The 20,036-nt window shown below is 64.5% G+C and carries 18 protein-coding genes; 16 read left to right on the top strand and 2 right to left on the bottom strand.

The genetic code is table 11. The features are described from left to right. Window position 1: 1 nt before the first annotated feature. The 7 genes from BJQ17_RS04600 (at window position 2) to BJQ17_RS04570 (ending at window position 10,433) form a co-directional block, all read left to right on the top strand. On the top strand, window positions 2-973 hold the full coding sequence (locus BJQ17_RS04600) for a LysR family transcriptional regulator (protein WP_070095579.1): 972 nt from the start codon (window positions 2-4) through the stop codon (window positions 971-973). A gap of 146 nt (window positions 974-1,119) precedes the next feature. Then, entirely contained in the window at window positions 1,120-2,661 is a 1,542-nt protein-coding gene (locus BJQ17_RS04595) for a UxaA family hydrolase (protein WP_047605147.1), read from the top strand. A 35-nt stretch (window positions 2,662-2,696) separates the two neighbouring features. After that, window positions 2,697-3,755: an Ldh family oxidoreductase gene (locus BJQ17_RS04590; RefSeq protein WP_070095578.1), complete on the top strand. Its 1,059-nt coding sequence runs from the start codon at window positions 2,697-2,699 to the stop codon at window positions 3,753-3,755. Between the two features lie 20 nt (window positions 3,756-3,775). Further along, window positions 3,776-4,993 carry a fumarylacetoacetate hydrolase family protein gene (locus BJQ17_RS04585; RefSeq protein ID WP_070095577.1) on the top strand — a complete coding sequence of 406 codons (1,218 nt, stop codon included), beginning with the start codon at window positions 3,776-3,778 and terminating at the stop codon, window positions 4,991-4,993. Between the two features lie 99 nt (window positions 4,994-5,092). Next, window positions 5,093-6,400: an MFS transporter gene (locus tag BJQ17_RS04580; RefSeq protein WP_232968798.1), complete on the top strand. Its 1,308-nt coding sequence runs from the start codon at window positions 5,093-5,095 to the stop codon at window positions 6,398-6,400. 125 nt (window positions 6,401-6,525) lie between these two features. Then, window positions 6,526-8,175 (top strand): VRR-NUC domain-containing protein, encoded by a 1,650-nt coding sequence (locus BJQ17_RS04575; RefSeq protein ID WP_070095575.1) that lies wholly within the window; start codon window positions 6,526-6,528, stop codon window positions 8,173-8,175. Beyond that, window positions 8,172-10,433 (top strand): ATP-dependent DNA helicase, encoded by a 2,262-nt coding sequence (locus BJQ17_RS04570; protein ID WP_070095574.1) that lies wholly within the window; start codon window positions 8,172-8,174, stop codon window positions 10,431-10,433. Before BJQ17_RS04575 ends, BJQ17_RS04570 begins: the two co-directional genes overlap by 4 nt. A gap of 99 nt (window positions 10,434-10,532) precedes the next feature. On the opposite strand, the gene BJQ17_RS04565 is transcribed toward BJQ17_RS04570, so the two are convergent. Further along, window positions 10,533-11,714 (bottom strand): NnrS family protein, encoded by a 1,182-nt coding sequence (locus tag BJQ17_RS04565; RefSeq protein ID WP_060538485.1) that lies wholly within the window; start codon window positions 11,712-11,714, stop codon window positions 10,533-10,535. A 215-nt stretch (window positions 11,715-11,929) separates the two neighbouring features. Here BJQ17_RS04565 and xerC point away from each other — a divergent pair, with 215 nt between their 5' ends. From xerC to ureG, 9 genes are all read left to right on the top strand, one after another. After that, window positions 11,930-12,844: a tyrosine recombinase XerC gene (xerC, locus tag BJQ17_RS04560; RefSeq protein ID WP_003253931.1), complete on the top strand. Its 915-nt coding sequence runs from the start codon at window positions 11,930-11,932 to the stop codon at window positions 12,842-12,844. A 277-nt stretch (window positions 12,845-13,121) separates the two neighbouring features. Continuing rightward, complete coding sequence (locus tag BJQ17_RS04555; RefSeq protein WP_003253930.1) at window positions 13,122-13,955, top strand: urease accessory protein UreD; 834 nt, start codon at window positions 13,122-13,124, stop codon at window positions 13,953-13,955. 9 nt (window positions 13,956-13,964) lie between these two features. Beyond that, window positions 13,965-14,267 (top strand): urease subunit gamma, encoded by a 303-nt coding sequence (locus tag BJQ17_RS04550; protein WP_003253929.1) that lies wholly within the window; start codon window positions 13,965-13,967, stop codon window positions 14,265-14,267. Window positions 14,268-14,286: 19 nt separating this feature from the next. Next, window positions 14,287-14,604 (top strand): urease subunit beta, encoded by a 318-nt coding sequence (locus BJQ17_RS04545; protein WP_003253928.1) that lies wholly within the window; start codon window positions 14,287-14,289, stop codon window positions 14,602-14,604. After that, window positions 14,601-16,304, top strand: a complete 1,704-nt coding sequence (gene ureC, locus BJQ17_RS04540; protein ID WP_003253927.1) for an urease subunit alpha — start codon at window positions 14,601-14,603, stop codon at window positions 16,302-16,304. Before BJQ17_RS04545 ends, ureC begins: the two co-directional genes overlap by 4 nt. A 9-nt stretch (window positions 16,305-16,313) precedes the next feature. Beyond that, window positions 16,314-16,817 (top strand): urease accessory protein UreE, encoded by a 504-nt coding sequence (gene ureE, locus BJQ17_RS04535; protein WP_047605150.1) that lies wholly within the window; start codon window positions 16,314-16,316, stop codon window positions 16,815-16,817. 18 nt (window positions 16,818-16,835) lie between these two features. Beyond that, window positions 16,836-17,381, top strand: coding sequence for a HupE/UreJ family protein (locus BJQ17_RS04530; RefSeq protein ID WP_070095573.1), 546 nt, complete (start codon window positions 16,836-16,838; stop codon window positions 17,379-17,381). Continuing rightward, window positions 17,381-18,055 carry an urease accessory protein UreF gene (locus BJQ17_RS04525; protein ID WP_003253924.1) on the top strand — a complete coding sequence of 225 codons (675 nt, stop codon included), beginning with the start codon at window positions 17,381-17,383 and terminating at the stop codon, window positions 18,053-18,055. Before BJQ17_RS04530 ends, BJQ17_RS04525 begins: the two co-directional genes overlap by 1 nt. An 11-nt stretch (window positions 18,056-18,066) precedes the next feature. Further along, entirely contained in the window at window positions 18,067-18,690 is a 624-nt protein-coding gene (gene ureG / locus BJQ17_RS04520; RefSeq protein WP_003253923.1) for an urease accessory protein UreG, read from the top strand. Window positions 18,691-19,305: 615 nt separating this feature from the next. Here ureG and BJQ17_RS04515 read toward each other — a convergent pair. Beyond that, complete coding sequence (locus tag BJQ17_RS04515) at window positions 19,306-20,034, bottom strand: thioredoxin family protein (RefSeq protein WP_019751395.1); 729 nt, start codon at window positions 20,032-20,034, stop codon at window positions 19,306-19,308. Window positions 20,035-20,036: the final 2 nt, after the last annotated feature.

The following is a 20,036-nucleotide window of genomic DNA, read 5'->3' as shown; positions in this document are numbered from 1 at the left end:
TATGCCGCCGGACATGACCCATTCCAGCTTTTGCAACTGGATCCGCTACAAGCACCTGGTGTTGATCGACACGCTGGCGCGCACGCGCAATATGCACGCCACCGCCACGCGCATGAACCTCAGCCAGCCGGCGCTCAGCAAAATGCTGCGTGACCTTGAGGAGCAGTTCGGCTTTGCCCTGTTCGAGCGCCTGCCTCGCAGCATGCCACCCACCGAGTTGGGAGAATACGTGGTGCGGTACGCCCAGGGTGCCCTGGCCGAGTCGCAACAGTTCGTCGACCAGGTCAACCGCCTGCGCAACGGCGGGCACGGTTTCATCCGGGTTGGCGGGATCTTTGCCGCGACCGCATTGGTATTGCCGCAGGCCATCGCCGCCATCAAGGCGCGAAGCCCGTTACTGTCGATTGAAGTGGTGGAGCATTCCAGCGATTACCTGCTGACCATGCTCGAGCAGAACAAGCTGGACATCATGATTGGCCGCTTCACAGAGGAACGCTTCGGTCAGCTGTTCGACTTCCAGCCGCTTGAGCCTGAACCCTTCAGCCTGGTGGTGAACAGCGAGCACCCGCTCAACCGGCTCGACAACACACCGCTTGAGGCGCTAGGCGATTGGCCGTGGGTGCTGTACCCGGTGGGTACGCCGATCCGCAACCGCCTGGAGCAGGCGTTCCGAGTGGCCGGAATCGCCACGCCTGCCGACTGCGTGGAGACCATCTCCATGCCCATGTTCCTGCAGTTGCTGCAATCGGCACCGATGATTGCCATGCTGCCGCGCTCGATGGTGGCCGCGCAGTTGGCCAGCGGGCAGTTCAAGGAGCTGCGCAGCCCTTTGCAGGTGTCCGCGCTGGAGTATGGTGTGGTCACCCGCAAGGATGAACCGCTGAGCGCCTCCGCCAGGGCGTTTGTCGAGATTCTGCTGGAGGGCGCGCAGCGACGGCGGCAATCTCCGGCAGATGCTGCGTTCCACCCCTAGCCGATTGAAGATCACGCACCCAAATACCCTTGCGATAACTCCAGGTTATCGCTCGATCGGATCATCTCATTGGGAATGCGGCACCAGGCTTCTTACAGTGGCGACAGCCATAACAAGAAGTCAGCCGCTCCGCCCTGAGAGGTCCCATGCAACTGATTGCCAAATCCGGTGACCCCGCCGTCATCCGCCTCAACCCTTTGGACAACGTCGTCATCGCCCGCCAGGCCCTGGCGCCGGGCGTGCGCCTGGATGCCGAGGCGATTACCGTGCGCCAGCCCATCCCTTCAGGCCACAAGCTCGCCACCGAGCCTGTGGCGCAAGGCCAGCCGTTGCGCCGTTACGGGCAGATCATCGGGTTTGCGTCCCAGGCGATCGACGCTGGCGACCATGTGCACGTGCACAACGTGCAGATGGGCGATTTTGCCCGCGACTACGCGTTTGGTGTCGATACCCGCAGCCTGCCAGGCTGCGCCGCGCAGTTCCAGGGCATCGTGCGCGCCGATGGCCGTGTCGCTACCCGCAACTACATCGGCATTCTCACCTCGGTGAACTGTTCGGCAACCGTGGCCCGAGCCGTGGCCGACCATTTCCGCCGTGACATTCACCCCGAGGTGCTGGCCGACTACCCGAATGTCGACGGTGTGGTCGCCCTGACCCACGGTGCCGGCTGCGCAGTGGACCCGAGCGGTGAAGCCTTGGGCCTGCTGCGCCGCACCCTGGCCGGGTACGCCGTCCACCCCAACTTCGCTGCCGTGCTGATCATCGGCCTGGGCTGCGAAACCAACCAGATCGAAACCCTGCTGGAAACCCAGGGCCTGCAGGCGAGTGCGCAACTGCGCGCCTTTACCATCCAAGGGATCGGGGGCACCTCGAAAACCATCGCTGCCGGTATCGCCCAGGTCAAGGCGCTGTTGGCCGAGGCCAATCAGGTACGGCGCCAGCCGGTCAGTGCCCGCCACCTGGTGGTCGGCCTGCAGTGCGGCGGCTCAGATGGCTATTCGGGGATCACCGCCAACCCGGCACTGGGCAATGCCGTTGACCGCCTGGTGGCCGCCGGTGGTACCGCCATTCTCTCCGAAACCCCGGAAATCTATGGTGCCGAGCACTTGCTCACGCGCCGCGCGGTAAGCCGTGAGGTGGGGGAGAAGCTGGTGGCGCGCATTCGCTGGTGGGAAGACTACTGCCAGCGTATGAACGCCGAATTGAACAACAACCCCTCGGCCGGCAACAAGGCCGGGGGGCTGACCACTATCCTCGAGAAATCCCTGGGCGCAGTGGCCAAGGCAGGTTCCAGCAACCTGGTCGATGTGTATCAGTACGCGCAAGCCGTGCGTGCCCAGGGCCTGGTGTTCATGGACACCCCCGGCTACGACCCGGTCTCGGCCACCGGTCAGGTGGCCGGCGGGGCCAACCTGATCGCCTTCACCACCGGCCGCGGCTCGGCCTACGGCTGTGCCCCGGCGCCATCGATCAAGCTGGCAACCAACAACCGGGTGTTCGAGCACCAGCAAGAGGACATGGACGTCAATTGTGGCGGCATCGCCGATGGCTCCACCAGCATCGAAGAGCGCGGCGCATTCATCTTCGAGCAAATGCTGCGCATTGCCTCCGGGGAACGCAGCAAGAGCGAACAGCACGGCTACGGGCAAAACGAGTTCGTCCCGTGGCAGATCGGCGCCGTGACCTGATTGACCGCTCCCGTCCCATTTGCGAGGCAACTGCAATGATTCAAACCACACGGTACAACGTGCAAACGCTTACCACGTTTGTCGAGCAACTGTTCATGAAAGCCGGAGCCGACGTGGAGGTCGCCCAGGTGGTGACCAGGGTGCTGCTCGAAGGCGAACTGCTCGGCCACCGTACCCATGGCCTCAACCTGGTCAGCCGCTACATCGACGGCGTGCTCAGCGGGCAGGTCAAGGCCCGCGCGCAGGCGCTGGAGCAGGTCGCCGACAGTGGTGTTTCCAGCCTGTTCGACGGCCACTACGTGTTGGGGCCCTATTGCGTCAGCCGGGCACTGGATTGCGCGGCCGCGGGCGCGATCAAGCAGGGCATCGGTATTGCGGTAGTACGCCGCGCTGCCCATATCGGCTGCCTGGCCGCCTACCTCAAGCCATACACCGACCAAGGGTTGCTGGCCATCGTCTACTCGTCGGATCCGTCGGTGGGGTTGGTCTGTGCTCATGGTGGCATCGACCCGGTGTACACCCCCAACCCGATTGCTGCCGGTATCCCGACCCAGGGTGAGCCGATCCTGCTGGACGTCAGCATGTCCACCGTCACCCTCGGCCTGGTCGGCCAATGCCGCGATGCCGGCCGACGTCTGCCGCACCCGGTGCTGGTGAGCAATGACGGGCAGCTCAGCGATGACCCGGGCGATTTCTTTACCCACCCGCAAGGCAGCATCCTGCCGCTCGGCGGCCAGGCCTTTGGCCATAAAGGGTTTGCCCTTGCGCTGTTGGTCGAAGCCCTCACCTCGGGGCTGGCCGGCCATGGGCGCAAGGATGCACCGGACCAGTGGGGTGCCTCGGCGACTGCGCTGGTGATTGACCCGCGCATGTTCGGCGGCCTGGAGGCGTTCCTCGACGAAACCAGCTTCTTGGGGGGATTGGTTCTGGCAAGCCGCCCGCTCGACCCCGAACGCCCGGTACGCCTGCCCGGGCAAGCAGGCCTTGCCCTGCGTCGCCAGGCCGTGGAGCAGGGCGTGAGCCTTTCGCCGCAGTTGATAGCCGACCTTGAGCGCGTGGCTGGGCAGTTGCAACTGCCGGGACTTTTCCAATGATGCACAGCAAGGGAACACAGATGACTGATCGAACGAACGCCAATCAACCGCTGCCACTGAACCATGATGCCAGCGTTTTTGACAGCGGCAGCTGGGTAGGGCGCGTCTGGTTGCCGGAGCAGGGGCCGGCGGTGGTGCTGGTGAAAGCCGGCGCTGTCTACGACATCAGCACCCACGTGGCGACCGTCTCGGCGCTGCTGGAAGTGGACGATCCGGTGGCCTACCTGCGTGCCTTGCCGCTGGCCGAACCCTTGATTGCGCTGCCGGCATTGCTGGGCAACAGCGATCCCGCACGGCGCACCCCGCACCAGCCGTGGCTGCTGGCGCCGATCGACCTGCAAGCGGTGAAGGCCGCTGGTGTGACCTTCGCCACCAGCCTGCTGGAGCGTGTGGTAGAAGAACAAGCCAAGGGCGACCCGGCCAAGGCCGACGCCATCCGTGACACCCTGGCCAGCCGCATCGGCGCCGACCTGTCGCAGATCGTGCCCGGCTCGGCTCAGGCCGAAGCGCTGCGCAAGGTGCTGGTAGAGCAGGGCCTGTGGTCGCAGTACCTGGAGGTGGGTATAGGCCCGGATGCCGAAGTGTTTACCAAGGCCCAACCGCTGTCCGCGGTTGGCCACGGCGCCGACATCGGCATCCACCCCAAGTCCAGCTGGAACAACCCAGAACCGGAAGTGGTGCTGGCCGTGTCGAGCAATGGCAGCATCAAGGGCGCCATGCTCGGCAACGACGTCAACTTGCGCGACTTCGAAGGGCGTAGCGCGTTGCTGCTGTCCAAGGCCAAGGACAACAACGCTTCCACTGCACTGGGCCCGCTGCTGCGGTTGTTTGACGAAAGTTTCGGCCTGGACGATGTGCGTGCTGCCGAGGTGGACCTGCGGGTGGAAGGCGAGGACGGCTTCATCCTCTCCGGGCGCAGTTCCATGCGCCAGATCAGCCGTGACCCGCAAGACCTGGTGCAGCAAACCCTCAACGAAAACCACCAGTACCCTGACGGCCTGGTGCTGTTCCTCGGTACCCTGTTCGCCCCCAAGCAGGACCGCGATCAGCCGGGTAACGGCTTTACCCACAAACCGGGTGACGTGGTGAGCATCAGCAACCCGCAACTGGGTACCCTGTGCAACCGCGTGACCACCAGCGATCTGGCACCGCAGTGGGACTTCGGCCTGCGCGCGTTGATCGACAACCTCGGCCGGCGTGGCCTGCTGGAGGTTGCGGCCACCGCCCGCCCGCTTTGAACGGCTCGCTGCGTCAGGGAGGGGCGCAGCATCATCGAGGGATCGTCAAGGCGCTGACAGCGCGGCAACAATAATAATAAAGGTCATCACATGAACCCAATGAAGAAGTACCAGCGCATTACCGTCGTGTTCCTGCTGCTGATCGGCATCGTCAACTACCTGGACCGTAGTGCGCTGTCGATCGCCAACACCTCCATCCAGAAAGACATGATGATCAGCCCGTCGCAGATGGGCATCCTGTTGTCGGCGTTTTCCATTGCCTATGCCTTTGCCCAGTTGCCAATGGGCATGATCATTGACCGCCTGGGCAGCAAGATCGCCCTCGGCGCTTCGTTGCTGGGCTGGTCGGTTGCCCAGGCGGCGTTTGGCATGGTCAACAGTTTTGCCGGTTTCATGGGCCTGCGGGTGTTGCTGGGGATTGGCGAGGCGCCGATGTTCCCATCGGCGGCCAAGGCATTGTCGGAGTGGTTCGACGCCAACGAGCGCGGCACCCCGACCGGTGTGGTCTGGTCGTCGACCTGTCTTGGCCCCTGCCTGGCGCCGCCGTTGCTGACGCTGTTCATGGTCAACTTTGGCTGGCGCGGCATGTTCATCATTACCGGCGTGATCGGCGTGGTGCTGGCGCTGTGCTGGCTGACCTTCTACAAGAGCAAGGCCCGTTTTCTGGCAGAGCTTGCCGCCGAGGGCAAACCGCTGCCGAGTGAGCGCCAGGCTGCGGCCGCCACGGCAACCGCGCCGAAGGCTTCGTACTTTGCCGGCTGGCTTGATCTGTTCAAGCACCGCAGTACCTGGGGCGCGGTGTTGGGTTTCATGGGGGTGATCTACATGCTCTGGCTGCACTTGACCTGGCTGCCGGGCTACTTCGAGCGCGAGCATGGCCTGGACCTGTACAAGACCGCCTGGGTGGTGTCGCTGGCGTATGGCTTCGGTGCGGCGGGTACCATCGTTGCCGGGCGCTTCTGTGACTGGCTGGTAAGGCGTGGCATGAGCGTACTGGGCAGCCGCAAGTTCAGTGTCATCACTGGCCTGGTGCTGGCAGCGCTGTTCACCTTGCCACTGTCGTTCGTCACCGGCCTGACGGGGTGCATCATGCTGCTTTGCCTGGCGCTGTTCAGCATCAATATGGCCAGTGCCACCGCCTGGATGATCGTCAACACCATTGTCGACAGCCAGCGCGTGGCCTCGTTTGGCTCGATCCAGAACTTCGGCGGTTACATCGCAGGCTCGGTGGCACCGATCGCGACGGGCTTCAGCATCCAGTACTCGGGCTCGTTCACCACAGCGTTCATGATCAGCGCGGTGGTGGCGCTGTGCTCGGCGGTGGCGTACTTCCTGCTGCTACAGGCACCCATTGGCAGTGCCAAGGTCGAGGCAGGCGGGATGGCTGGCGCAACTGAACAGGCGTGAACGCTACGGGGGCTGCAGTGCAGCCCCTGAACCCTTGGTTGATTGTGACGCGACCCGCGGCGCTTGTCATGGAGGGGTATCTGTATGTATAAACAGTGCCTGTTGCCGCCATCTGACTTCCGCCCGTGATCGCCCATTCCGTCGACGACCCGTTCTACTACCTGCATAACTTCCGCCAGGTCGTGCTGTGGGTCGAACAGCGCTACCAGGACCTGCTCGATGACCAGGAACTGGCCTTCATCCGTGCCTTCAGTCAACTGCAAGCGCCAGCCCAGGCCTTGATGGTGCGCATGGTGATGCGCAAAGGCGAGTTGTTTCGCAGCGATCGGCTCGACTACGCCGAAATCGGCGATACTGCGCTGGCGCTGCAGCCGTTGCTGGCCCTCGGCTGGGTACGGGAGCCCGAGCAACTGGACCTTGAACAGCTGTTCGCGTTGCTGCGCAAGGAAGAACTGGCCCGCTGCTTCGCCCGGCAACTGAACCGCCCGCGCGCGGCCAAGCATGAGTTGTTGGCACAGCTGCAACCCCTGGCGCTGGCAGCCCGGTCACTGGTCGAGTGGTTTCCTGACAGCGAGGTGCGCATCCTCCAGTGGTGCCTGCAACCTCTGTGCGACCGCATGCGCCTGCTGTTCTTCGGCAACCTGTACCAGGACTGGTCAGACTTCGTCCTTGCCGACCTGGGCTTGCTGCGTTACGAGCAGGTGCCGTTCAGCTCCGATTCGCGTGCCTTGCAGCAACGTGACGATGTCGACCTGGCCATGGCGCTGCACCAGTGCGCCGAGCGCCTGGAGCAGGGCGGCGACCCCCTGCCGATCCTTGCCACCCTGCAGGGCCTGCACAGCAGCAACCCCTGGCTGGCCCGGCGCCATGCGCGGCTGCAATTCGCCGTGGGCCAACAATGCGAACGCCTGGGTGAATGGGACTTGGCCACGACGGTGTATGCGCAATGCAACCATCCCCAGGCGCGCATTCGCCAGGTGAGGGTGCTGGAGCGCACCGAACAGTGGCACCAGGCCCATGCACTGGCGGTGCAACTGGCTGCGGCACCTGCCAACGCGCTGGAGGTGCAGGCGCTGCAGCGCATGCTGCCACGCCTGGCGCGCAAACTCGGCGGCCCGCCACAGCGGCGCCAGCGCACCACGCCGCTGGAACTGATCGAGCTCGAACTGCCCCGCGGGGACGCTGCACTGGGCGTTGAAGAAGCCGTGCGTCAGCACCTGATGCAAGAGGGGGGGCAGGCGCATTACGTGGAGAACACGCTGTTCAACAGCCTGTTTGGCCTGTTGTGCTGGGAGGCCATCTTCGCCCCGGTGCCCGGCGCATTCTTCAACCCGTTCCAGGCCGCGCCACAGGACCTGCACGACAGCGACTTCCAGCAACGGCGCAGTGCACTGTTCGAACGCTGCCTCGGGCGGCTCGACGAGGGTAGCCATCGCCAGGCGATTCTCGACTGCTACGCGGCCAAACAGGGGCTGCAGTCGCCGTTCGTGTTCTGGTCCATGCTCAGCGAGGAACTGCTGGAGCAGGCCTTGGCTTGCCTGCCGGCCGCGGCGCTCAAGCAATGTTTCCTGCGCCTGTTGCAGGACATTCGCAACAACCGTACCGGCATGCCCGACCTGATTCAGTTCTGGCCCGAGCAGGGCCGTTATCGCATGGTCGAGGTCAAGGGGCCCGGTGACCGCCTGCAGGACAATCAGCTGCGCTGGCTGGAGTTCTGCGGGCAGCACGGCCTGCCGGTCGCGGTGTGCCACGTGCGCTGGAGCGAAACGCCTTGAGCTACAGCGTAGCGGTGCGCGCCTTGTGTGAGTTCAGCGCCAAGGTCGGCGACCTGGACCTGCGCTTCACGCCATCGCCCACCGCCCAGGAGGGTATCGAAGGGCATCAGCGGGTGGTGGCACGGCGGGCTGCTGGCTACGAGTCGGAAATCGCCCTTGAAGGCCAGTTCGAAACCCTCAGGGTACGGGGCCGTGCCGATGGCTATGACCCTGGCAGCAATCGCCTGGAAGAGATCAAGACGCACCGTGGCGACCTGGCGTGTCAACCGGCCAATCACCGTCAGTTGCACTGGGCACAGGCCAAGGTTTATGGCTGGTTGATGTGCCAGGCACGACAACTGCCCGCCATCGAGGTGGCGCTGGTGTACCTCGACGTGGACAGCGACGGCCAGACGCTGTTCACGGAGCACTGTTCGGCTGCCGAGTTGCAGGCCTTCTTCGAAACCCAGTGCCAGCGCTTTCTGGGCTGGGCCCGATCGCAGCAACGACGCCTGGCCGACCGTGACCAAGGCCTGCTGGCGCTGAGTTTCCCCTACCCACAGTTCCGAAAGGGCCAGCGGCAGTTGGCTGAAACCTTGTACAAAGCGGTGAGCACCGGCCGTTGCCTGATGGCCCAGGCCAGCACCGGCATTGGCAAAACCCTTGGTACCTTGTTCCCGCTGCTGAAGGCCATGGTGCCGCAGCAGCTGGACAAGCTGTTTTTTCTCACCGCCAAGACACCAGGCCGGGCACTCGCACTGGATGCCCTGCGCCAGATCACCGATGCCACGGCCCAACCTGCCCTGCGCACATTGGAGTTGATCGCCCGCGACAAAGCCTGTGAGTACCCGGACAAGGCCTGTCATGGTGAGTCCTGCCCATTGGCCGCAGGTTTCTACGACCGTTTGCCGGCTGCGCGCGAGGCTGCAGCAGCACTGCCGTTGCTCGACCGCGCCAACCTGCGTGAAGTGGCTTTGGCGCACCAGGTGTGCCCGTACTACCTGGGCCAGGAGATGGCGCGTTGGGCCGACGTGCTGGTCGCCGACTACAACTACTACTTCGATGCGCATGCTTTGCTGTTCGGCCTGACCCAGCTCAACCAGTGGCGAGTGGCAGTACTGGTGGACGAAGCGCATAACCTGGTCGAGCGTGGGCGCGGCATGTACAGCGCCAGCCTTGACCAGGGCCAGCTGCTGGCGTTGCGCCAGAGCAAACCGCCTGGGCTGGTCAGTGCGCTGGACCGCCTGAACAGGCAGTGGAACGCCCTGTATAAAGAGCAGCGTGCGCCGTACCAGGCCAGTGAGTCGCTGCCTGAAGGCCTGCTGCGCGCCCTGCAGCAGTGCGTCGGGGTGATTCAGGAGCAGATGAACCAGGCCCCCACGCACATGGACCCCCAGGTGTTGCAGTTCTACTATCAGGCCTTGCAGTTCTGCCGGGTTGCCGAGCTGTTCGACGAGCACTTTCTGTTCGACATCAGCCAGCGCCAGGGCCCGCGCAAGCGGCGGCTGGCCACGCTGTGCCTGCGCAATGTCACCCCGGCGCGGCTGCTGGCACCACGCATGCAGGCGGCGCGCAGTGTGACGCTGTTTTCCGCCACGTTGAGCCCACGGCACTTCTACAGCGACCTGCTGGGCATGCCAGCCGATACCGCTTGGCTGGACGTGGCCGCGCCGTTCCGTGCCGAACAGCTGGAGGTGCGCATTGCCAGCCAGGTGTCCACCCGTTACCAGCAGCGCCAAGCCTCCCTGGCGCCGATCGTTGACCTGATTGCCCGGCAGTATGAGCGTATGCCGGGTAACTACCTGGCGTTCTTCAGCAGCTTCGAATACCTGCAACAGGTGGCAGGGCTGTTGGCCGAGCAGCATGGGCAGATTCCGCTGTGGTCACAGGAGCCGGGCATGGACGAGGCAGCTCGCCAGGCATTTCTCGATCGCTTTGTCGCCGATGGCCGAGGTGTGGGCTTTGCCGTATTGGGCGGCGCTTTCGGCGAAGGGGTGGATTTGCCCGGCACGCGGCTGATTGGTGCGTTTATCGCTACCCTGGGGCTGCCTCAGGTCAACCCGGTCAACGAGCAGTTCAAACAGCGCCTGGGGCGGCAATTTGGCGCGGGTTTCGATTACGCGTACCTCTACCCGGGCGTGCGCAAGGTGGTCCAGGCGGCGGGCCGGGTTATTCGGGGTGATCAGGACCGTGGCGTACTGGTGCTGATTGACGAACGCTTCGCCGAGCCCCGGGTGCAGCAGATGTTTCCAGGGTGGTGGGCGGCGGCTATTGTCTAGCGGTCTTTCGCCTTTGGCGATCAGACGCAATCAGGAGGGTGAGCAAACCACCCACCAAGTTCCCCTCATGGTACACCGCCGCACGGCGGCCCAAGCACGTCAACCGGGCATTCCGTCTGCCCGGGGCCGCAGCAGGATGGGCAGGTAATGGCGCAGGAACAGCAACAGCGCCAGGCTCCAGCACAGTGCCGAAACGCTTACCCCCAGCGATGTGAACAGCGGCAGAATCACCCGGGCCAAGGTCGCCAGTTGCATCAGGGCAAAGGCCCAGGCAATGCTGGTCGGCACCTGCAATGGCCTGCCGGTGTGGCCCAGGCTGACCCGCGCCATCATAGCCAGGATCAGCCCGGTCATGGCGCCAACGGTCAGCGCGTGGGTCACCAGGCTCGGGCTCAGGGCCACCCCGCTATGCCACAACGCCATGCCCAGGCAGGCCAGGGCGAGCCAGGCGTAGGCCAGGTGTAGCGACCATAGCAACGGTACGCGCCACAGGCCACGGTCGTGCCACAGCACCAGTCGGGTCGCGTGCAGCGCGAACAAGGCAAAAAACAGCACCGCCAGGCTTGCTTGCGGCGTATCGGCCAGGCCGGTGGCAAACGCCAGCGGTACTGCGACGCCGAGCAACAGGCAGGCTCGGTCCAGCCATGGGCGGGCAGGGGCCGCGTCAAGGTGACCCAGGCCACGGCGGGTAAAGAATGGTATGACCCGGCCGCCGAGTACGGTCATCATCGCCGTCACCAGCCACAGCCCGGCAAATATTCCACGACGCTGCCACAGTTCGTCCTGGTGCAACCAGCCGGCCAAGGTCAGCCACTGGCAGGCGGCAATCAACAGCACCAGTACGACGATCGGGTAGTTGTTGCGCAGGCGCCGTTGCAGGACCGGTCGTGCCAGGCTCAATGCCACCAATGGCAGGAAGCTGCCCTCGACCAGTACCAGCAAGCTACCCGGTAGTGGCATAAACCAGCTTACCCGCCCCAGCAGCCAAAGCAGGAACACACCCTGCAGCGCCCGCCCGCTCAAGCCTGGGATGCCGCTCCAGTTCTGCACGGCGGTCAGCAGAAAACCCGCGATAATGGCGGCGGCGAAGCCGTAAAGCATCTCGTGGCGGTGCCAGGCGAGCATACCCCCGGGCGGTGCAGGGGCCAGTGCCCCAGCCAGTACGCCGGCCCACAACAGCAGGGCGATCAGCGCAAACAAACTGCCACCCAGGAAGAACGGGCGAAAACCCAGGCTCCAGACGGCTTGGCGTGGGCGTGAAGCAGTGGGTTGCAAGAGCATGGGCAGTCCTTGGTTCGTTCAGTAGGCTTCAATTGGGGTAAGATCACGATCCGTGCCAGTTGCAAAGCCCTTGAATATCAAGGTGATGGCACTTCTCAGGGTCCGAATGACACGCGCGTGTTGCGGTCATTCAGACTGGCTTGTATGTCGTTTTGACTTGCTTCAGGGTTTGCCTGGTTCAGTGCCGGCTGACGCTTCGCTACAGGATTCACGTTTTGTCCGACCTCTCGAAAAATCCGCTGCTGCAGTACATGGCCCGTCTGGCCCCATCCAGCCAGCAAACCATGCGCTACATTCTTCAGGACGCCGCCGACCGGCTAGGTTTTGTCGACTGCAACATTGTCGATGTGCCTTGGCATCGGCTCGAGCCGGGCCATGTGATTGCACTGGTGGCTGCCCTGCGTGCCGATGGCTTCGCGCCCAACAGCTCGTCGCTGTACGTCAACGCGATTCGCGGGGTGATGAACGAGGCCTGGCGTCAGGGCCTGATCGACCACGAGCAGCTGTTGCGTATTCGCGAGGTCAAGCCCGCCACGGGCAGCCGCCTGCCGCCAGGGCGCAACCTGCGCCGCAGCCTGATCCGCGAGCTGATGGATGTGTGCGCCGCCGACCCGCGGCCACAGGGGGTACGTGATGCGGCGATCATTGCCTTGCTGTACGGCACCGGCATGCGCAAGTCGGAGTCGGTCGACATCGACCTCGACCAGGTCGACTTCGAGGCGCGCAGCCTGCAGGTAGTGGGCAAGGGCAACCACCAGCTGGTCAAGTACGCACCGCCGTGGGCGTTCGAGAAGCTGCAGGCCTGGCTTGAACTGCGCCGCCAGGACCTGCCTGCCGGGGCGGAAGATGACCCGTTCCTGTTCAACCGCATCCGTCGCGGCAACCACATTACCCGGGCGCGCATTACCAAGCATGCGATCTACTACATTGCCCGCCAGCGCGGCGCGCAGGTGGGGGTGAAGATCATGCCGCACGATTTTCGCCGGGCATTCATTACCCGGGTGATCGAAGAGCACGACCTGTCGATTGCGCAGAAGCTGGCGCACCATGCCAATATCCAGACCACGGCCATCTATGACCGGCGTGATGACAACGAGCGTCGGCGAGCCGTGGACCGCTTCGATTACTGAGGCTTGATATTGTGGGGCTCAAAGCAGCCCCCTTTTCACGTATGCCGGCACCGAAACAGGGCCGACACACGCCCCTGCTTTGTGCGCCATTCCCCCGCATGCCCGATGCCAGAGCGGGCACCGCACAGGTTTCATCATCGTTCACCTGCGAAGTTGGCCCGCAACCTGCTATATCCAGCCTGCGAATTTGATCGAGTGGTCAGGCCGTGCGCGCTAGCAGGCGCCCGCGCCGGACCCTCTAAACGGCCAGCAGGCCACGGATTTCAGGGGCCGCAGGATGTCGCTCGCGGAGCAGATCGAACAACAACAAGACGATGCAGGCTGGAGTGCTCACCTGCAGTTGCGCTTTGTGCAGCGTGACGGCGTGACCCGCCTTGGTGCGTGGAAGCATTTCGGACCTCTTTTGGTGCAGCGGCCTTTCTATCCTGAAGGTGCGCCGTGCCATGTCTATGTCCTGCACCCGCCGGGCGGTATCGTCGCCGGCGACCGCCTGGAACTGGACATTCACCTGGAGCCGGGTAGCCACGCGCTGCTGACCATGCCCGGCGCCAGCAAGTTCTACCGCAGCATTGGCCCGACCGCGCGGTTGACCCAACGCTTCCACATGGCCACGGGCAGCACCCTGGAGTGGCTGCCGCAGGACAGCATCTTCTTCTCCGGCGCCCGCGCCAGCCTCGCCAGCCGTTTTACCCTCGAGCCGGGCGCCCGCCTGCTGGCCTGGGAAACCCTGTGCCTGGGCCGTCCGGTCATGAACGAGCGTTTCGACCACGGCGCCCTCGACAGCCTTTTGCACATCGAACTGCCTGACGAGGTTGGCCTGCATGAGCGCCTGCGGCTCGCAGGCGGGCACCTGGGCAAGCTGGGTGGGCATCCGCTACTCGCCACCTTTTGTGCCGCACCTGCCGATCAGGCCGTGCTGGAGCAGGTGCGCCCGCTACTCGATGAACTGGGCAACCCGGCCGGTGCGACCCTGCTCGGGTCGTTGCTGGTGATCCGCGTGCTCGACCATGACAACCAACACCTGCAACGCACCCTGCAACGCCTGTGGCATGTGCTGCGCCCGGCCATCCTCGGCCTGCCAGCCTGTCCGCCGCGTATCTGGGCTACCTGAGAGAGCGCCATGGAGCTTACCCCGAGAGAGAAAGACAAACTGCTGCTGTTCACTGCCGCGCTGCTGGCGGAGCGGCGTCTGGCCCGTGGCCTGAAGCTCAACTACCCGGAGGCCGTGGCGCTGATCAGTGCCGCGGTGCTCGAAGGCGCCCGCGATGGCCGCACAGTCGCCGAGCTGATGAGCCTGGGGCGTGAAGTGCTGACCCGTGAGCAGGTGATGCCCGGTATCGCTGAAATGCTTCACGACGTACAGGTCGAAGCGACCTTCCCGGATGGCACCAAGTTGGTGACCGTGCATGACCCCATCGTCTGAAACCGCCAAGGAGCGTCGCATGATCCCAGGTGAAATCCAGGTCGCCACGGGCGACATCGAGTTGAACAGTGGCCGAGAAACGGTCAGCGTCAGTGTGGCCAACCATGGCGACCGGCCGGTGCAGGTCGGCTCGCACTACCACTTCTATGAGGTCAACGACGCGCTGGTATTCGACCGTGCGCCAACCCTGGGCTTTCGCCTGGACATCCCGGCCGGCACTGCCGTGCGCTTCGAGCCGGGTCAGGCGCGTACCGTGCAACTGGTGGCGTACGCCGGCAAGCGTGAGGTCTATGGTTTTCAGGGCAAGGTGATGGGCGCGCTGGAGGGCAGGGCATGAGCCGTATTTCCCGTCAGGCCTATGCCGACATGTTCGGCCCCACGGTTGGCGACCGCGTGCGCCTGGCCGACACTGCGCTGTGGGTGGAGGTCGAGAAAGACTTCACGATCTACGGCGAAGAGGTGAAGTTCGGCGGCGGCAAGGTTATTCGCGATGGCATGGGGCAGGGCCAGATGCTGGCGGCCGAGGCCATGGACCTGGTGTTGACCAATGCGCTGATCATCGACCACTGGGGCATCGTCAAAGCCGACATCGGCATCAAGCATGGACGCATTGCGGTGATCGGCAAGGCCGGCAACCCCGATGTGCAGCCGGGCGTGAACGTGCCGGTTGGGCCGGGGACCGAGGTGATCGCGGCCGAGGGCAAGATCGTCACCGCCGGGGGAGTCGATTCGCATATCCACTTCATTTGCCCGCAGCAGGTGGACGAGGCATTGAACAGCGGTGTCACCACGTTCATCGGCGGTGGAACCGGGCCGGCCACTGGCACCAATGCCACCACCTGCACGCCCGGCCCTTGGTACCTTGCGCGCATGTTGCAGGCCGCCGACAGCTTGCCGATCAACATCGGGCTGCTGGGCAAGGGCAATGCCTCGCGGCCGGACGCGCTGCGCGAGCAGATTGCCGCAGGTGCTGTCGGGCTCAAACTGCATGAAGACTGGGGCTCTACGCCAGCAGCCATCGACTGTTGCCTGGGCGTGGCCGAGGAAATGGATATCCAGGTGGCGATTCACACCGACACCCTCAACGAGTCGGGCTGTATCGAAGACACGTTGGCGGCCATCGGCGACCGCACCATCCACACCTTCCATACCGAAGGTGCCGGTGGCGGCCATGCCCCGGACATCATCCGTGCGGCGGGGCAGGCCAACGTGCTGCCATCCTCGACCAACCCGACCCTGCCGTACACGATCAACACCGTGGACGAGCACCTGGACATGCTCATGGTCTGCCACCACCTGGACCCGAGCATCGCCGAGGACGTGGCCTTCGCCGAGTCGCGCATTCGCCGCGAAACCATCGCTGCCGAGGACATCCTCCACGACATGGGCGCCTTTGCCATGACCTCGTCCGACTCCCAGGCCATGGGCCGGGTTGGCGAGGTGGTGCTGCGCACCTGGCAGGTGGCGCACCAGATGAAGCTGCGTCGCGGGCCGCTGGCACCGGACACCCCATACAGCGACAACTTCCGGGTCAAGCGCTACATCGCCAAGTACACCATCAACCCGGCACTCACCCACGGCATCGGTCACGAAGTGGGCTCGGTGGAGGTCGGCAAGCTGGCCGACCTGGTGCTGTGGTCGCCAGCGTTCTTTGCGGTCAAGCCGGCTTTGGTGCTCAAGGGCGGGATGATCGTCACCGCGCCCATGGGTGACATCAACGGCTCTATTCCCACCCCGCAGCCGGTGCACTATCGGCCGATGTTCGGCGCGCTGGGGGCGGCTCGGCATGCCACACGCATGACATTCCTGCCCCAGGCGGCAATGGACCGCGGGCTGGCCGAGGCGCTGAACCTGCGCAGCCTGATTGGCGTGGTCAACGGCTGCCGGCGGGTACGCAAGCCGGACATGGTCCACAACACCCTGCAGCCGCTGATCGAAGTCGATGCGCAGACCTATCAGGTGCGTGCCGATGGCGAGCTGCTGGTCTGCGAACCGGCCAGCGAACTGCCGCTGGCCCAGCGCTATTTCCTGTTCTGAGGAGCACCCATGATTGTCTTGAGTCGCCGTATCTCCGAACCCGGCACGCGGGTTGTCAGTGGCACTGTCACCCTCGACGTGGACAGCCGTATCAAGAGCCGCCTGCGAGTAACCCTGGACGATGGCCGCGAAGCCGGGCTGATGCTGGAGCGCGGCCACCTGTTGCGCGGAGGTGAATTGCTGGCCGATGCCGAGGGCACCCAGCTGATCCGCGTGCTGGCGGCGCCCGAGGCGGTGTCGACGGTGCGCTGTACCGATCCACACCTGTTGGCCCGCGCCGCCTACCACCTGGGTAACCGCCATGTGCCGCTGCAGATCGAACCCGGGCTGTTGCGCTTCCAGCACGACCATGTGCTGGACGACATGCTGCGGGGGCTGGGCCTGACGGTAGAGGCCGAACAGGCCCCGTTCGAGCCTGAGGCGGGCGCTTACCAAAGTGCACCGCATGGCCACAGCCACAGCCATGCCCATGGCCACGATCACCCGTTCGTACGCTTGCCTGCCCATTCCTGAACTGCCCTGGAGCAACCGATGAAAAAGACTTTCGCCCTGTTTCTGTTGATGCTGGCACTGCCAGCCTTCGCCCATCCGGGCCATGACAGCAACCCGCTGCAGGACGGCCTGCTGCACCCGCTGACCGGGCTCGATCACCTGCTGATGCTGCTGGGCACCGGCGTGCTCGCCGCGTTGACCCGGCGCAACCTGACATTGCCCCTGGCGACCCTGGTGGCCATGTTCGGTGGCGCCGTGTGCGGTCACCTGTTCGGCGATGTGCTGGGCATGGAAACCCTGATTGCCGTGTCGCTGCTGGTGGCTGCCGGGGCGGTGCTGCTGCCGAGCCGCCAGTCGCTGCTGGCCATGGCCATGCCGGTGTTCGCCTTGTTCCATGGTTGGGCACATGGCGTAGAAGCCACGCCGAGCGCGTTCTGGCAATTCAGCGCGGGGTTTGTCGTGGTCAGCGGCTTGCTGCTGGCGGCGGGCTTTGCAGTCGGTTGCCTGCTGCGCCGCCACAGCGGCCTGCAGAAGGCCTTTGGCGGTGGCCTTTTGGCCGGCGCCGCGCTGGTGCTGGCCGGTTGATGAACAGCGACCTGGCGCTGCTGCGCCTGCTGCAGTTGGCCAGCCCCGGCTTGCCGGTGGGTGGTTTTACCTATTCGCAAGGCCTGGAGTGGGCGGTCGAGGCCGGCTGGGTTCGGGGCGTGGACAGTTTTGTCGGCTGGCAGCGTGAGCAGGTTCACGACACCCTGGCCTGCCTCGACTGGCCGGTGCTGGCGCGTCTGTACCACGCCTGCCAGGCTGAGGACGCCGAAGCGTTCGGTCACTGGAGCCGGTTCTTGCTGGCCAACCGCGAAACCGCCGAGCTGCGCCTGGAAGAACAGCAGCGCGGCGCAGCGCTGGCGCGGTTGCTCGACGGCTGGCAACTGGGCCAGGCACCCGCCTGGCGCGCCAGCCTTGAGCTGACCCAGTTGGGCGGCATGGCCTGGCTGGCTGCGCACTGGGCCATCCCGTTGCGCCAACTGGCATTGGGCCATGGCTTTGCCTGGCTGGAGGGCGCGGTCATGGCCGGGGTCAAGCTGGTGCCGTTCGGCCAGCAGGCTGCCCAGACCTTGCTGCGCGACCTCGGCGCCGACTTGCCCGCTGCACTGGACCAGGCACTGGCCCTGGGCGATGACCAGCTTGGCGGCGGCCTGCCGCTGCTGGCCATCGCTTCATCGCGTCACGAAACCCAATACACCCGTTTGTTCCGTTCCTGAGGACTGCCTGCATGCAAAGCTATCAACAACCCCTGCGCGTCGGTGTCGGCGGCCCGGTCGGCTCTGGCAAGACCGCTCTGCTGGAAGCACTGTGCAAGGCCATGCGCGATCACTACCAGATTGCCGTGGTTACCAACGACATCTATACCAAGGAAGACCAGCGCATCCTCACCGAGGCCGGCGCCCTTGAGCCGGAGCGCATCGTTGGCGTTGAAACCGGCGGCTGCCCGCACACGGCCATTCGTGAAGACGCCTCGATGAACCTGGCGGCGGTCGAAGCGCTGGCGCGCAAGTTCGGTAACCTCGAAGTCATTTTCGTGGAAAGCGGCGGTGACAACCTCAGCGCCACGTTCAGCCCGGAGCTGGCTGACTTGACCATTTATGTGATCGACGTGGCTGAGGGCGAGAAGATCCCGCGCAAGGGCGGCCCAGGCATTACCAAGTCCGACTTCCTGGTGATCAACAAGACCGACCTGGCGCCTTATGTAGGGGCTTCACTGGAGGTGATGGAGCGCGACACCCAGCGCATGCGGCCGCAGCGGCCCTGGACCTTCAGCAACCTGAAGAAGGGCGAGGGGTTGCAGGCGGTGATCGACTTTATCGTCGAGCGCGGGATGCTGGGTGTGCGAGCCTGACAGATCGAGGTCTCTGTGCGGGCATGTCCGCACAGAGACCAACGCGGTGGATGGCACCGGCTCTGCCGGTGTTCGCGGGTGAACCCGCTCCTACGACGGGCTGTGTCCAATCACCGATGTGTGTCCACCAACGATCTGTGTGTAGGAGTGGGTTTACCCGCGAATACGGTAGCGGCTGCGACGGTGAACGGCGGGTCGAGATTGGCCAGCAGGCCCGGCCCTTTCGCGGGTGAACCCGCTCCTACACGACGGGCTGTGTCCAATCACCGATGTGTGTCCACTCCCGATCAGGTGTAGGAGCGGGTTTACCCGCGAATACGGTAGCGGCGGCAACGGTGAACGGTGGGTCGAGATTGGCCAGCAGGCCCGGCCCTTTCGCGGGTGAACCCGCTCCTACACGACGGGCTGTGTCCAATCACCGATGTGTGTCCACTCCCGATCAGGTGTAGGAGCGGGTTTACCCGCGAATACGGTAGCGGCGGCAACGGTGAACGGCGGGTCGAGATTGGCCAGCAGGGCCGGCCCTTTCGCGGGTGAACCCGCTCCTACGGGGCGACCGCGCAAGCCTTCGAATGTTGATCAAGACAGTTGCCCCACAGGTGTGTGTTGCCTGCATCATTTGTGACAGCAGTGAGGCTTGTCCGGTTGCCCTTCATAGCGGTCATGGTGCCGCACCCAGTCCATGGTCCCACCTTCATTGCGCCCCAGTGGCGCAATGTCGAGGAAGTTGTAGGTGTTGACCAGAATGTCCAGCCCGCGGGCGTAGGTTGAGTAGGTGTGGTACACGCTGCCGTCGCCTTCGCGGAAAAACGCACTCAAGCCGGGCAGCTCGCTTTCATTGCCCTCATACGGCTCATAGTTGTACTGCCGCTGGCCTTCACTGCCGACACTGACGCCAAAGTCCTCGTTGAAGGGGCTGCCATGCGACGAATACCACGGGAACTGCCAGCCCATGCGCTGGCGAAATGCCTGAAATTCGGCATACGGGGCCCGTGACACCGCCACCAGCGACACATCGTGGTGGGCCAGGTGCAGGTTGGCGCCGTCAAAGTGGTCGGCCAGAAAAGAGCAGCCGGGGCAGCCCTCGCTCCAACCCTCGGCGAACATGAAGTGGTAAAGCAACAACTGGCTGCGGCCTGCGAACAGGTCGGCCAGGCTCAACGCGCCGTTCGGGCCGAAGAAGCGGTAATCCTGCTCGACCTTTACCCAAGGCAGGGCGCGACGGGCTGCAGCTAGCGCGTCGCGGTGGTGGGTAAACGCCTTTTCGTGCAGCCACAGTTGCTGGCGAGCCGCCAGCCACTGGCTGCGGGAAACCACCGGGTGCCTGCTTTCGCGGGTGCTCATGG

Origin of the sequence: Pseudomonas sp. NBRC 111139, assembly GCF_001753955.1 — a bacterium.
In the GTDB taxonomy this organism is placed as follows: domain Bacteria; phylum Pseudomonadota; class Gammaproteobacteria; order Pseudomonadales; family Pseudomonadaceae; genus Aquipseudomonas; species Aquipseudomonas alloputida.
This window is presented reverse-complemented; position numbering and strand designations above follow the sequence as displayed.